We start from the raw sequence: 13704 nt of genomic DNA, 5'->3' as shown, positions 1-13704 counted from the left end.
ATGTCCACGTACACCCTGCGGGCGAAGCACCGGCGCAACGCGCTGCGGACCCTGCTGTTCATGTCACCCTGGCTGATCGGGTTCGGCGTCTTCTTCGCCTATCCGCTGATCTCCACGCTGTACTTCTCGTTCATGCGGTACGACGGCCTCAACCCGCCGACCTGGCGGGGCCTGGAGAACTGGACGTACGTCTTCGCCGACATGCCGAAGTTCTGGCCGGCGATGCAGAACACCCTCTGGCTGGCGGTCGTCATGGTGACCTGCCGGGTCGTCTTCGGCCTCGGCGTCGGCCTGCTCATCACCAAGATCAAGACGGGCGCCGGCATCTTCCGCACCCTCTTCTACCTGCCGTACCTGGCACCTCCGGTGGCGGCCACGCTCGCCTTCGTCTTCCTGCTCAACCCCGGCACCGGACCGGTCAACTCGTTCCTTGAGGCGGTCGGCATCCCCGCCCCCTCCTGGTTCAACGACGCGGACTGGGCCAAGCCGGCCCTGACCGTCCTCGCCGTGTGGGGCGTCGGCGACCTCATGGTCATCTTCATGGCCGCCCTGCTCGACGTGCCGAAGGAGCAGTACGAGGCCGCCGAACTCGACGGCGCCTCCCCGTGGCAGCGGTTCCGCTACATCACCCTGCCGAACATCTCGCCGATCGTGCTCTTCGCGGTCGTCACCGGGATCATCGGCGCGATGCAGTACTACACCCAGCCGATCGTGGCCGCGAAGGTCGCCTCGGGGGTGATGGGCGGCTCCGGCGCCGCCTTCCAGCCCGGCTATCCGGACAACTCCACGCTGACCCTCCCGCAGCTCGTCTACAGCCTCGGGTTCAACCAGTTCAACTACGGCGCGGCCTGCGTGGTGGCGCTCGTGCTCTTCGCACTCTCCATGGCCTTCACCGCCCTGCTGATGCGCCGGCGCGGCGGCCTGATCGGCTCGGGTGACTGACCATGACGACACTGTCCACCTCCGTCCGCTCCGCCCCCTCCACCCCGTCCGCGCCCTCGGCCGCCGAGCGGACCGCCCGGCGCAAGGCGCTGCTGCACTGGATCGCCGTGCACTCGCTGGGCATCGCCGCCGCGCTGTTCTTCGTGCTCCCGTTCGTCTTCGTGCTCCTGACCTCCCTGATGAGCGACCAGCAGGCGCTCACCCGGGACCTGACGCCGGACTCCTGGCACTGGGACAACTACCTCAAGGTCCTGCGGACGGACGGCTTCCTCACCTGGTGGAAGAACTCCCTGCTGTACGCGGGGCTCGGCACCGTCCTCGTCGTGGTGTCGTCGATCCCCGTGGCGTACGCGCTCGCGAAGTTCCGCTTCCGCGGCCGGCATCTGTCGCTGCTGCTCGTCATCTCGATGATGATGCTGCCGCCGCAGGTCGTGATCATCCCGATGTACCTGTTCTGGGCCAAGCAGATGGACCTCTCTGGAACCCTGTGGCCGCTGATCATCCCGATGGCGTTCGGCGACGCCTTCGCCGTCTTCCTGCTGCGCCAGTTCCTGCTGACCATCCCGAACGAGTACGTCGAGGCCGCGCGGATCGACGGCTGCGGCGAATTCCGCACGCTGATACGGGTCGTGCTCCCGATGGCGAAGCCCGGCATCGCCGCCGTGGCCCTGTTCCAGTTCTTCTACTGCTGGAACGACTACTTCGGGCCGCAGATCTACGCCTCCGAGAACCCGGCCGCCTGGACGCTCAGTTACGGCCTGGAGTCCTTCAAGGGCGCGCACCACACCGACTGGAACCTGACCATGGCCGCGACCGTGCTGGTCATGGCCCCCGTGATCCTCGTGTTCTTCTTCGCGCAGAAGGCGTTCGTCGAGGGAGTCACCCTGACCGGAGTGAAGGGCTGAGTCATGAAGCTCACTGTCGTGGGGGGCGGGTCCACCTACACCCCCGAACTGATCGACGGATTCGCGCGGCTGCGCGACACCCTGCCCATCACCGAACTCGTCCTCGTCGACCCGGCCGCCGAGCGCCTGGAGCTCGTCGGCGGTCTGGCCCGGCGGATCTTCGCCAAGCAGGACCACGACGGGAAGGTCGTCACCACCACCGACCTCGACGCCGGGGTCGAGGGCGCCGACGCCGTCCTGCTCCAGCTGCGGGTCGGCGGGCAGGCCGCCCGCGAGCAGGACGAGACCTGGCCGCTGGAGTGCGGCTGCGTCGGCCAGGAGACGACGGGTGCCGGTGGCCTCGCGAAGGCGCTGCGCACGGTCCCGGTCGTCCTCGACATCGCCGAGCGCGTCCGCCGCACCAACCCCGACGCCTGGATCATCGACTTCACCAACCCCGTCGGCATCGTCACGCGCGCGCTGCTCCAGGCCGGGCACAAGGCCGTCGGCCTGTGCAACGTCGCCATCGGCTTCCAGCGGAAGTTCGCGAAGCTCCTCGACGTGACCCCGTCCGAGGTCCACCTCGACCACGTCGGGCTCAACCACCTGACCTGGGAGCGGGCGGTACGGATCGGGGGCCCCGAGGGCGAGGACGTGCTGCCCCGGCTGCTCGCCGAGCACGGCGCGGCGATCGCCGGCGACCTCCGGCTGCCGCGCCCGGTCCTGGACCGGCTCGGCGTCGTCCCCTCGTACTACCTGCGGTACTTCTACGCGCACGACGAGGTGGTGCGGGAGCTCGGCACGAAACCCTCGCGGGCCGCCGAGGTCGCGGCGATGGAGCGGGAGCTCCTGGAGATGTACGGGGACCCGGCGCTCGACGAGAAGCCGGCCCTGCTCGCCCGGCGCGGCGGCGCCTTCTACTCGGAGGCGGCCGTGGACCTGGCGGCCTCGCTGCTGGGCGGAGGCGGTTCGCCGTACCAGGTGGTGAACACGTACAACAACGGCACGCTGCCGTTCCTGCCGGACGACGCCGTCATCGAGACGCAGGCCGCGGTCGGCGCGCACGGGGCCACGCCGCTGCCGGTCACGCCGGTGGACCCGCTGTACGCCGGTCTGATCGCGAACGTGACGGCCTACGAGGACCTGGCCCTGGAGGCGGCGCTGCGCGGCGGCCGCGACCGGGTGTTCAAGGCGCTGCTCGCGCACCCGCTGGTCGGGCAGTACGCGTACGCCGACGGGCTCACCGACCGGCTGATCGCGCACAACCGGGAGCACCTGGCGTGGGCGTGAAGCGGAGTGGGGGGCTCCTCGCGATCGACGCGGGGAACAGCAAGACCGACGTCGCGGTGCTGTCGCAGGACGGGGCCGTCCTGGGGTCGGCGCGCGGCGGCGGGTTCCAGCCGCCCGTGGTGGGGGTGGAGACGGCGGTCGACGGGCTCGCGGAGATCGTCGGACGGGCCTGCGCCGAGGCCGGTGTCCCGGTGGGGTTCGCGCATGTCACGGCCTGTCTCGCCAATGCCGACCTGCCGGTGGAGGAGGAGGCCCTGCGGGCCGAGCTGCTCGGCCGGGGCTGGAGCCCTTCGGTACGGGTGCACAACGACACCTTCGCGATCCTGCGGGCCGGGGTGGACGAGCCGCGGGGCGTGGCCGTGGTGTGCGGGGCGGGGATCAACTGCGTCGGGATGACGCCGGACGGGCGGACCGCGCGTTTCCCGGCGATCGGGAAGATCTCCGGGGACTGGGGCGGGGGCGGCGGGCTCGCCGACGAGGCGCTGTGGTGCGCGGCGCGCGCCGAGGACGGGCGCGGCCTGCCCACCGCCCTCGCCCACGCGCTGCCCGCGCACTTCGGCCTGGACTCGATGTCCGCGCTGATCGAGGCGCTGCACCTGGGCCGGATCCCGATGGGGCGGCGGCTCGAACTGACGCCGGTGCTCTTCCGCGTCGCGTCCCAGGGCGATCCGCTGGCGGAGTCGCTGGTGGACCGGCTCGCGGACGAGGTCGTCGCCATGGCGGCGGTCGCGCTGCGCCGGCTGGGGCTCGACCGCGAGGAGGCCCCGGTGCTGCTGGGCGGCAGTGTGCTCGCCGCCCGCCATCCGCGGCTGGAGGCGCGGATCCGTGAACTCCTGGCGGCGCGGGCGCCGAAGGCAGTGATCGGCTTCGTGACGGCTCCGCCGGTCCTCGGGGCGGGGCTGCTCGCCCTGGACGCGGTGGCCGCGGGTCCGGAGGCGAAGGCCCGGCTGCGGGAGCGGTACGAGGCCTGAGGGGTGGGGGATGCGGGGCGTCTCGTCGTGCCGACGGGGCGCCCCGCACGCATGTTCACCTGTTCGAGCGATGGCCGAGAGGGAACCGATGTCGGCCGGGCGACGTATTCAGAGTGAGGGGGTTCGCCCGCTGATGCCTGGGAGGCATGGGGCACCATAGGCGACAAGATCCAGTCAATCCCGGTGTGCGGACGGCCTCCTGAGGCCATACTGCTGGCCGGGTGGTCCTCCACCGGAACCGGTCCCACCGGGGCCGGCCGGACGGGCCGACGTCAGCGACCGAGGGGGAGGTCAAGTGACACACCCGCCGAACGCGCCCGCCGCATCGGCGGCGCGGGGCACGGCCCAGGCGCCCGCGCGCCCGGGCACCGTACCCGCGCAGCCGCAGCCCGTGCCCGCCGCCGGCCCGCCCGCGGGGCGCGGCGCCTGGGCCTTGGGCCGGGAGCGGCTGCGGGAGGCCGCGACGACCGAGCCCGGCCGGCTCCAGATCCTCGGGGCCGTACTGGCGCTGCTCGTCGTCGCGTTCGGTGCCGTCACCGCCCTGGAGGTCACCGGCCGGTCCTCCGCCGCCGACGACGTCGTCAGCCGCAGCCAGCCGCTGAGCGCCGACGCGGCCGCCATCTACCGCTCCCTCGCGGACGCCGACACCACCGCCGCGAGCGGATTCCTGGCGGGCACCCTGGAGCCCGCGGAGTCCCGCGCGCGGTACACCCGGGACATCACCACCGCCTCCCGGCTGCTCGTCAAGGCCGCGGCGAACACGGACGGTTCGTCCGCCTCGGCCCGCGAGATCGCCACCCTCAACGAACAGCTCCCGCGCTACACCGGCCTCATCGAGCGCGCCCGGGCCGCCAACCGGCAGGGCCTGCCGCTCGGCGGCGCCTATCTGCGGTACGCCAACCAGCAGATGTCCAGCGCCCTGCTGCCGGCCGCCGAGCGGCTGTACGCGGCGGAGACGGAGCGGCTGCACCGGGACGACGACTCGGCCCGCGCCTGGCCGTATCTGTCGCTCGCGCTCGGCCTGCTCGCCCTCGGCTTCCTCGGCTGGGCCCAGCGCCGCAACTACCTCAGGACCAACCGGGTCTTCAACCACGGGCTGCTCGCGGCCACCGCCGCCACCGTGGCCGTCCTGCTCTGGCTGCTCGCCGCGCACACCGTGACCCGGACCGAGCTGAACAGCGCGCGGGCGCACGGGCAGGAGTCCCTCCAAGTGCTCAACACGGCCCGGATCAGCTCGCTCACGGCCCGCGCCAACGAGAACCTGACCCTGGTCGCCCGGGGCGCCGTCCTCACCGAGGACGGCAAGAGCGACAAGTACGAGGCGGACTACACGGCCAGCATGGGCACCCTGACGACGGCGCTCGCCGACGCGCGGGAGCTCGCCGACGACGACGCCGGGCGCGGCCCCGTCGACGAGTCCTCCGAGCACGCCGCCGAGTGGCGGGAGCGCCACAAGGACGCCCGGTCCAAGGACGAGGCCGGTGACTACGAGGGTGCCCTCGGCCGGGTCGTCGGCGCCACGGGGTCCACGGGCCAGTCCTTCGACGAGGTCGACGCGGCCCTGGAGCGGGCCCTCGCGCACGAGCAGAGCGAGTTCACCCGCTCCGCCGGGGACGCCAGGGACGCGCTGACGGCGCTGCCGCTCGGCGCGGCGGCCCTCGGGATCCTGGGTGCGGCGGGCGCCGTGCTCGGCATCAACCGCAGACTGTCGGAGTACCGGTGAGAGGGGGCGGGATGCCGAACGGCACGGACCCGCTGGTGCGGCGGGCGGCGAGCGGCACGGACCCGCTGGTGCGGCGGACGGCGAAGCGGCTGCGCGGCTGGGGCGGGGTGGCCGCCATGGCCCTGGCCTGCGGGCTCACCGCCTCGCTCACCCTGCTGCCCCTCGCCCACGACGGGAGCGGCGCGGCGGCCGCGCCGCTGACGGCGGGCCCCGGCGTGGGCACCGGCGTCCAGGTCAAGGCCGACACCTGCGAGCACCCCGAGGCCTCCCTCACGCCCTCCTCGGCGGACGGCCCGTCGATCCGGGCGATCAAGGAGCGCGGGAAGCTGATCGTCGGCGTCGACCAGTCCAGCTACCGCTGGGGCTACCGGAACCCGGAGAAGGGCGTCCTGGAGGGCTTCGACATCGACCTGGCCCGGGCCGTCGCCCAGGACATCCTCGGCGACCCGCAGGCGATCATCTTCCGGACGATCCCGACCAACCAGCGGATCGCCGCGCTGAACAGCGGCAAGGTCGACCTCGTCGTGCGCACCATGACGATCAACTGCAAGCGGATCGGGCAGGTCGCCTTCTCCACCGCCTACTTCCAGGCCGGACAGCAGGTCCTGGCGCCCAAGCTCGCCACGGACATCACCGGCTACGACTCCTCGCTGCGCGGCAAGCGGGTCTGCACCGCCGAGGGCTCCACGGCCTACGACGCCCTGGAGGAGAACTCCTTCGGCGCGGTCTTCAAGGACGAGGCCGACGGCACCAAGGACGACAAGGACCTGCTGACCGTCCCCAACCAGCTGGACTGCCTGGCCCGGCTGCAGATGGGCGAGGTCGACGCGGTCGTCACGGACAACGCCCTGGCGGCCGGCCAGGCCGCGCAGGACCCGGCGGTCGAGCTCAAGGGCCGGCCGTTCACGGAGGAGTACTACGGGGTGGCGGCCAAGCTGGGCAACGACGACCTGGTGCGCCGGGTCAACCAGGTCCTGGTGGGCTACCGGCAGGGCCCCTGGCAGAAGGCGTACCAGGAGTGGCTGGCGAAGGACCTGCCGGGGATACCGGGGCCGCCCGCCCCGCTGTACAAGTAGCCCGGTGCGCGCCCCCGAAGGAGTAACCCTGCACACGACGAAGCGGAAGAGGTGACCGATGGGCGTCACGGGACCCCCCGGGCCGGTGATGGACCGGGACGAGGTGGACCGTGCGCTGGCGCGGCTCGGCGCCGAGCACAAGGCGATCGAGGACTCGCTCCTCGCGCTCCAGGACCACGCGGGCCGCAGGCTGCTCGAAGGGGCCGAGCTGACCGGCACGACCCGGGAGCGGTGGGCGGCCGCCGAGCGGACCATCACCCTGCTCTGGACCTGCTTCGACGTGTACACCGGGGCCCTGCGGGACGCCCGTGAGCTGCGCGCGCGGCGCCGCTGGCCCGGCCGGGAGGAGCTCGTGGAGCTGACCGACCGGCTGCGCGGCGACACCGTGCTCGTCCCGGGCGGGGCCGGCGAGGACGCCCTGCTCACCGAGCGGTTCAGCCTGGAGGGGCTGGTCCGGCGGATGAACGAGCTGTACGCCTCCTCGCTCGACCTGGTCGTCACCGCCGACGCGGTCTGGTCGGCGCTGCCGGCCCGGATAGACCTGCTCGCCGCCGAGCTGGGCCGGACGCGTTCGCTCGCGCACTCGGTCGGCGTGCGGCCCGGGGAGCATCCGGCGGGCGACGAGCTGGAGGCGATCACGGCCGAGCTGACCGCGCTGCGTTCCCAGGTGGTGACCGACCCGCTGGCGTTCTGGCGGCCGGCGGCGGGGAGTTCGGCGCCCGGCGGCGGCCGTCCCGACACCGAGCGGTACGACCGGGCGGCCCTGGCCCTGGAGGACGTGCGGCGGGAGATCGAGGCGGTGCTCGCGGTCCGGCAGGACTCCGAGGACCGGCTGCTGCGGCTGCGGGACGTGCTCTCGCGGGCGGACCGGACGCTCGCCGAGGCGCGGTCGGCGCGCGGCGAGGTCCTCGCGAAGATCGCCGCCTCCGAGGTGCCGGCGGTCAGCGGGCCGCCGATCGTGCTGCAGGAGCGGCTCGCGGCCGCCGCCGAGTACCGCAGGCACGCCCAGTGGCACCGGCTCTCCCCGCTCCTGGAGTCCCTGGAGCGGGAGGCGGAGGACGAACTGCTGCGGGCCCGCGAGTCGTTGACGGCGGTCACCGCGCCGCTCGCGGTCCGGGCGGAGCTGCGCGGCCGGCTCGACGCGTACAAGGCGAAGGCGGCGCGGCTCGGCGGGGCAGAGGATCCGCTGCTCGTCGAGCGGTACGACGCGGCGCGCCGGATGCTGTGGAGCGCGCCCTGCGATCTGCGGGTCGCGGAGCAGGCGGTGCTGCGCTATCAGCAGGCGGTGGCGGACGTGCTGACCGGTCCGCGGGACACGAGGGACGCGGGAGGACGACAGTGGTGAGCGGGGAGACGGGCGTGGGGAGCTGTCAGCGTCCTTCGTGCGAGGGTTCGTACGAGGACATGGGAGGCGGCGAGCTGTACTGCGACACCTGCGGGCTCGCGCCGGTCGTCGCGCCCGGGGGCCTGATCGGGTCGACGCCGACCGGGATGGCCGTGCCGGGGAAGGGGACGGGCGTCGGGGGGCGTGACTCGGCCTCCTCGCGGAGCAGTTCGCGCGCGTCCTCGCGCGCTTCGTCCCGGTCCTCGACCTCGCGCCGTTCGGTCTCCGGGCGGCTCTCGCGTTCGCTCTCCGGGGCCTCCGGGACCTCGACGGGCCGCTCGGTGTCGGTGCGCAGCTCGGGCTCGTCGAGCGGGCAGTCCGCCCGGAACCGGCTGGGCGCGGGCCTGGTGACGATCCCCGAGGTGCCGCGCCCGGATCCGCGGGCTGCGGTGATGGAGAACGCCGAGGTTCCCGAGCGGAAGCGTTTCTGCTCCCGTTCGGACTGCGGGGCTCCGGTGGGCCGCGCGCGCGGCGACCGGCCGGGCCGCACCGAGGGCTTCTGCACCAAGTGCGGGCACCCGTACTCCTTCGTGCCGAAGCTGCGCGCCGGGGACATCGTGCACGGCCAGTACGAGGTCGCGGGCTGCCTCGCGCACGGCGGGCTCGGCTGGATCTACCTCGCCGTCGACCGGGCCGTCTCCGACCGGTGGGTGGTCCTCAAGGGCCTCCTCGACACCGGCGACCAGGACGCCATGGCCGCGGCGATCTCCGAGCGCCGCTTCCTCGCCGAGATCGAGCACTCCAACATCGTCCGCATCTACAACTTCGTCGAGCACCTCGACCCGCGCACCGGCTCCATGGACGGCTACATCGTCATGGAGTACGTCGGCGGCAAGTCGCTCAAGGAGATCGCCAACGACCGGCGCACCCCCGACGGCCGGCGTGACCCGCTGCCGGTGGAGCAGGCCTGCGCGTACGGCATCGAGGCCCTGGAGGCGCTCGGACACCTGCACAGCCGCAACCTGCTGTACTGCGACTTCAAGGTCGACAACGCCATCCAGACCGAGGACCAGCTGAAGCTCATCGACATGGGCGCGGTCCGCCGGATGGACGACGACGAGTCCGCGATCTACGGCACGGTCGGCTACCAGGCGCCGGAGGTGGCCGAGGTCGGCCCCTCGGTGGCCAGCGACCTGTACACGGTGGCCCGCACGCTCGCCGTGATGACCTTCGACTTCCAGGGCTACACGAACGTCTTCGTGGACTCGCTGCCCGACCCGGAGCACATCGACGTCTTCCGGACGTACGAGTCGTACTACCGCTTCCTGGTCCGCGCCACCGACCCGGACCCGGCCCGCCGGTTCGCCTCCGCGCAGGAGATGGCCGAGCAGCTGACGGGCGTGCTCCGCGAGGTCGTGGCGCTCCAGTCGGGGCGGCCCCGGCCGGCCCTGTCGACGCTGTTCGGCACGGAGGTGCGGGTCACGGACACCGCGCTGTTCGCCGAACTGACGGAGGACGTGTCGCTGCTCGGCGCGCGGAAGGGCGGGCGCAAGCGGGCCGAACTCCCGCCGGCGGCCGGGGTTCCGCAGCAGACCGGCCCCGCCGGGCCGGCCGGCTCCGGCGCGGGCTCCGGGCTCGCGGAGCTGCTCGCGCCGCTCGACGCGCCGGCCACCGCGCTCGCGCTGCCCGTGCCGCGCGTCGACACGAGCGACCCCAACGCCGGGTTCCTCGCCGGTCTCGCGGCCGCCGCCCCCGCCGAGCTCCTCGGGGCGCTCCAGGGCGCGCCCGCGCCCTCCACCGAGCTGCGGCTGCGGACCCTGCGGGCCCAGCTGGAGCTGGGCGACCTGCCCTCCGCAGCGCGGACCCTCGCCGCTCTGGAGGAGCGGGACCCGGACGACTGGCGGGTCGTCTGGTACCGGGGCGTCGCCTCCCTGGTGACCGGGGACCACGAGCACGCGGCGCTCGCCTTCGACGCGGTGTACGACGCCTTCCCGGGCGAGCCCGCGCCGAAGCTGGCCCTCGGGATCTGCGCCGAGGTCCTGGGGCAGCTGGACAACGCCGCCGAGTACTACCGCCTGGTGTGGGCCACGGACCCCAGCTTCGTCAGCGCCGCCTTCGGGCTGTCCCGGGTGCGGCTCGCGGCGGGCGACCGCATCGGAGCCGTACAGGCGCTGGAGTCCGTACCGGAGGCGTCGATCCACTACACGGCGGCGCGGGTCGCGGCCGTGCGGGCGCGGCTGCGGCGGCGTCCGGCGCACGAGCCGCTCGGCGCCGATCTGACGGCCGCCGCGGCGCAGGTCTCCGCGCTCCAGGGCTTCGGGCTCGACGCGGTGCGCCGGGAGCACCTGTCGACGGAGGTGCTCGGGACGGCGCTCGACTGGGTACTCTCCGGGAGTCCCGGTGCGGCACCGGGCGGCGGCGCGCTGCTGCTCGGCAGTGAACTGGACGAGCGCGGACTGCGCTTCGGCCTCGAACGCTCGTACCGGGTGCTGGCCCGGCTCGCCCAGCGGGGCGAGGAGAGGATCGAACTGGTGGAGCGGGCCAACCGCTTCCGCCCCCGGACGTGGGTGTGAAGATGTCCCAGAAGCCGAAGCCGTCGCACGGACTCGCCGCCTGCCCGGGCTGCGCGGAGCCGCTGGACTCGGGTGACCGGTTCTGCGGGGCGTGCGGCTACGACCTGTCGGCCGCGCCGGCCGCCGAGGCCGAGCCGGACCGCCCGACCGTGGCGATCGGCGCCCCCGTGACCTGGCCGGAGGCCCCGCCGCGCGAACCCGGTTCGCTCTCGACCATGACCCAGCACCCGGGCGACCTGCCGGGCACCGACTCCGGCGGCCGCGACCTCCCGACGATGGAGGTCCGCACGGACGGCCCGACGGCGGGCTCCGCCGTGCCTGGTCCCGCCGCGCCCGGTGCTGCCGTGCCCGGTACCGCCGTGCCCGGTCCCGCCGTGCCCGGTCCCGCCGCGCCCGGTGCTGCCGTGCCCGGTGGAGCTCCGGCGCCCGCCGGTAGCGCCGCGCCCGTGTCCCGGCCCGCCTCCCGCTCCGTCGGATCCCCCACGTCCGACGGTGACTTCGAGCTGGCCGCGCCCGACCCCCGTACCGCCGTACGAGCGGACCCGGCCCCGGCGGCCGCGGCTGCCACGACTCCCGCCGCGGCACCCGCCGCCACCCTCTGCGTGGCCTGCCGGGCCGGTCGGGTGGACACCGACGGGTACTGCGAGAACTGCGGGCACGCCCAGCCGCGCGAGCGCGACCACATGGAGCGGGAGCTCACCGGCGTCGCCGCCGTGAGCGACCGCGGGCTGCGCCACCACCGCAACGAGGACGCGTTCGCCGTCTCGGCGACCACCCTGCCCGACGGCTCCCCGGCCACCCTCGCGATCGTCTGCGACGGCGTCTCCTCGGCGACCCGCCCCGACGAGGCCTCCGCCGCCGCCGCGGAGGCGGCCGGCGCCTCGCTGCTCGCCGCGCTCCCCCGGGGCACGCACCCGCAGCAGGCGATGCACGAGGCGATCGTGGCCGCCGCCGAGGCCGTCAACTCCCTCGCGGAGGAGCCGGGTCAGGGCGGCTCGGAGCACGACCCGCACCGCCACCGCAACGCCCCGGCCTGCACCATCGTCGGCTCCGTCGTCGCCGCGGGCCTGCTCGTCGTGGGCTGGGTCGGCGACAGCCGCGCCTACTGGGTGCCGGACGACCGCAGCACCCCGCCCGCCCGGCTCACCGAGGACGACTCGTGGGCCGCGCAGATGGTCGCGGCGGGCCTGATGAACGAGGCCGAGGCGTACGCGGACGAGCGCGCCCACGCGATCACCGGCTGGCTCGGCGCCGACTCGTACGAACTCGACCCGCACACAGCCGCGTTCAAGCCGGACCGCTCCGGCGTGGTGGTGGTCTGCACCGACGGCCTGTGGAACTACGCGGAGGCCGCCGAGGACATGGCCCGGGTCGTCCCGGCCGACGCCGCGGACCGCCCGCTGCACAGCGCCCAGGTCCTCGTCGGCCACGCCCTCGACGGCGGAGGCCACGACAACATCACGGTCGCCCTCGTCCCGTTCACCGTCGGACCCCGAGGGGCAGGATCCGCCTGAGAGCGGTCGCCGATCCCCGTCCCCTTCACCGTTGTTGCCCGAGGAGCCGAAACACATGGCGAACTTCTCCAAGCCGACCGCGCCCCAGTTCTCGGTGGACGTCTACCAGAACGAGTTCCTGCCCGAGGGCGGCCGGGACGTCAGCGCGATCGTCACCGTCACCTCGACCGGCGGCGGCACGACCGGAGGCTTCGCGGGCGGCGACCCGGCCGCGACCGGCGTCGTGATCATGCTCGACTGCTCCGGCTCCATGGACTACCCCGCCACCAAGATGCGCGGCGCGCGCGAGGCGACCGCCGCCGCCATCGACACCCTGCGCGACGGCACCCGCTTCGCCGTCGTCGCCGGGACGCACGTGGCGAAGGAGGTCTACCCGGCCGACGGCGGCCTCGCCGTCGCCGACGCCCGGACCCGCGCCGAGGCCAAGGACTCGCTGCGCCGGCTCTCCGCGAGCGGCGGCACCGCGATCGGCACCTGGCTCCGCCTCGCGGACCGGCTGCTCTCCTCCGCCGAACTCACCATCCGGCACGGCATCCTGCTCACCGACGGCCGCAACGAGCACGAGGCGCCGGCCGAGCTGCGGGACGCGCTCGACGCCTGCGCGGGCCGGTTCACCTGCGACGCGCGCGGGGTCGGCACCGACTGGGAGGTCAAGGAGGTCACCGGGATCGCCTCGGCGCTCCTCGGCACCGCCGACATCGTCGCCGACCCGGCCGGACTCGCCGCCGACTTCACGGCGATGATGGAGCACGCGATGGGCAAGGGCGTCGCGGACGTCGCCCTGCGCCTGTGGACCCCGGTGGGGGTCGAGATCATGTTCGTGAAGCAGGTCGCGCCCGCCGTCGAGGACCTCACCGGGCGGCGCACCGAGGCGGGGCCGCGCGCCGGGGACTACCCGACGGGCTCGTGGGGCGACGAGTCCCGCGACTACCACGTGAGCGTGCGGGTCCCGCGCGCGGCGGTCGGCCAGGAGATGCTCGCCGCCCGGGTCTCCCTGCTCGCCCCGGACCCGGCGGGCGGCGATCCGCGCCCGCTGTCTCAAGGACTGGTACGGGCGGTGTGGACGGACGACCTCGCGATGTCGACGTCGATCAACCCGCAGGTCGCGCACTACACGGGCCAGGCCGAGCTGGCGGACGTCATCCAGCAGGGCCTCGATGCCCGCAAATCGGGCGATCGTGACGGCGCGACGGCCAAGCTGGGCCGTGCCGTGCAGCTCGCGGCGGCCTCCGGCAACGCGGATACGGCGAAACTGCTTTCGAAGGTGGTCGACGTCGTCGACGCGGCGACCGGTACTGTGCGTTTGAAGGCGAAGGTCGCGGAAGCGGACGAGATGACACTCGAGACCCGCTCCACCAAGACCGTTCGCGTGAAGAGGTAGCCCGGCCACCGGGCCGGACGACGAGA

Annotated in this window: 10 protein-coding genes; all 10 read left to right on the top strand. The window is 73.8% G+C overall.

Going from position 1 to position 13704, the window contains the following annotated elements; genetic code table 11:
• The 10 genes from ACWGN5_RS19835 to ACWGN5_RS19790 all read left to right on the top strand — a co-directional run bounded on the left by ACWGN5_RS19835 (nt 1) and on the right by ACWGN5_RS19790 (nt 13678).
• Nucleotides 1-942, top strand: a complete 942-nt coding sequence (locus ACWGN5_RS19835) for a carbohydrate ABC transporter permease (RefSeq protein ID WP_453516769.1) — start codon at nt 1-3, stop codon at nt 940-942.
• Nucleotides 943-944: 2 nt separating this feature from the next.
• Nucleotides 945-1847, top strand: coding sequence for a carbohydrate ABC transporter permease (locus ACWGN5_RS19830; protein ID WP_453516768.1), 903 nt, complete (start codon nt 945-947; stop codon nt 1845-1847).
• A 3-nt stretch (nt 1848-1850) separates the two neighbouring features.
• Entirely contained in the window at nt 1851-3116 is a 1266-nt protein-coding gene (locus ACWGN5_RS19825; RefSeq protein WP_453516767.1) for a 6-phospho-beta-glucosidase, read from the top strand.
• Entirely contained in the window at nt 3107-4087 is a 981-nt protein-coding gene (locus ACWGN5_RS19820) for an N-acetylglucosamine kinase (RefSeq protein ID WP_453516766.1), read from the top strand. The genes ACWGN5_RS19825 and ACWGN5_RS19820 overlap by 10 nt, the downstream gene beginning before the upstream one ends.
• Nucleotides 4088-4382: 295 nt before the next feature.
• Nucleotides 4383-5810 (top strand): hypothetical protein, encoded by a 1428-nt coding sequence (locus tag ACWGN5_RS19815; RefSeq protein ID WP_453516764.1) that lies wholly within the window; start codon nt 4383-4385, stop codon nt 5808-5810.
• 11 nt (nt 5811-5821) lie between these two features.
• On the top strand, nt 5822-6886 hold the full coding sequence (locus tag ACWGN5_RS19810; RefSeq protein ID WP_453516763.1) for a glutamate ABC transporter substrate-binding protein: 1065 nt from the start codon (nt 5822-5824) through the stop codon (nt 6884-6886).
• Nucleotides 6887-6944: 58 nt separating this feature from the next.
• Nucleotides 6945-8231: a hypothetical protein gene (locus ACWGN5_RS19805; RefSeq protein WP_453516762.1), complete on the top strand. Its 1287-nt coding sequence runs from the start codon at nt 6945-6947 to the stop codon at nt 8229-8231.
• 59 nt (nt 8232-8290) lie between these two features.
• Nucleotides 8291-10783 (top strand): tetratricopeptide repeat protein, encoded by a 2493-nt coding sequence (locus ACWGN5_RS19800; protein ID WP_453516861.1) that lies wholly within the window; start codon nt 8291-8293, stop codon nt 10781-10783.
• A 2-nt stretch (nt 10784-10785) separates the two neighbouring features.
• Nucleotides 10786-12297 (top strand): PP2C family serine/threonine-protein phosphatase, encoded by a 1512-nt coding sequence (locus ACWGN5_RS19795; protein WP_453516761.1) that lies wholly within the window; start codon nt 10786-10788, stop codon nt 12295-12297.
• A gap of 55 nt (nt 12298-12352) precedes the next feature.
• Nucleotides 12353-13678 (top strand): vWA domain-containing protein, encoded by a 1326-nt coding sequence (locus ACWGN5_RS19790; RefSeq protein WP_453516760.1) that lies wholly within the window; start codon nt 12353-12355, stop codon nt 13676-13678.
• The last annotated feature ends 26 nt before the right edge of the window (nt 13679-13704 follow it).

Source organism: Streptomyces sp. NPDC055815, assembly GCF_053616475.1.
The sequence above is the reverse complement of the archived record's forward strand: the minus strand, read 5'-3'. Positions and strand labels throughout refer to the sequence as shown.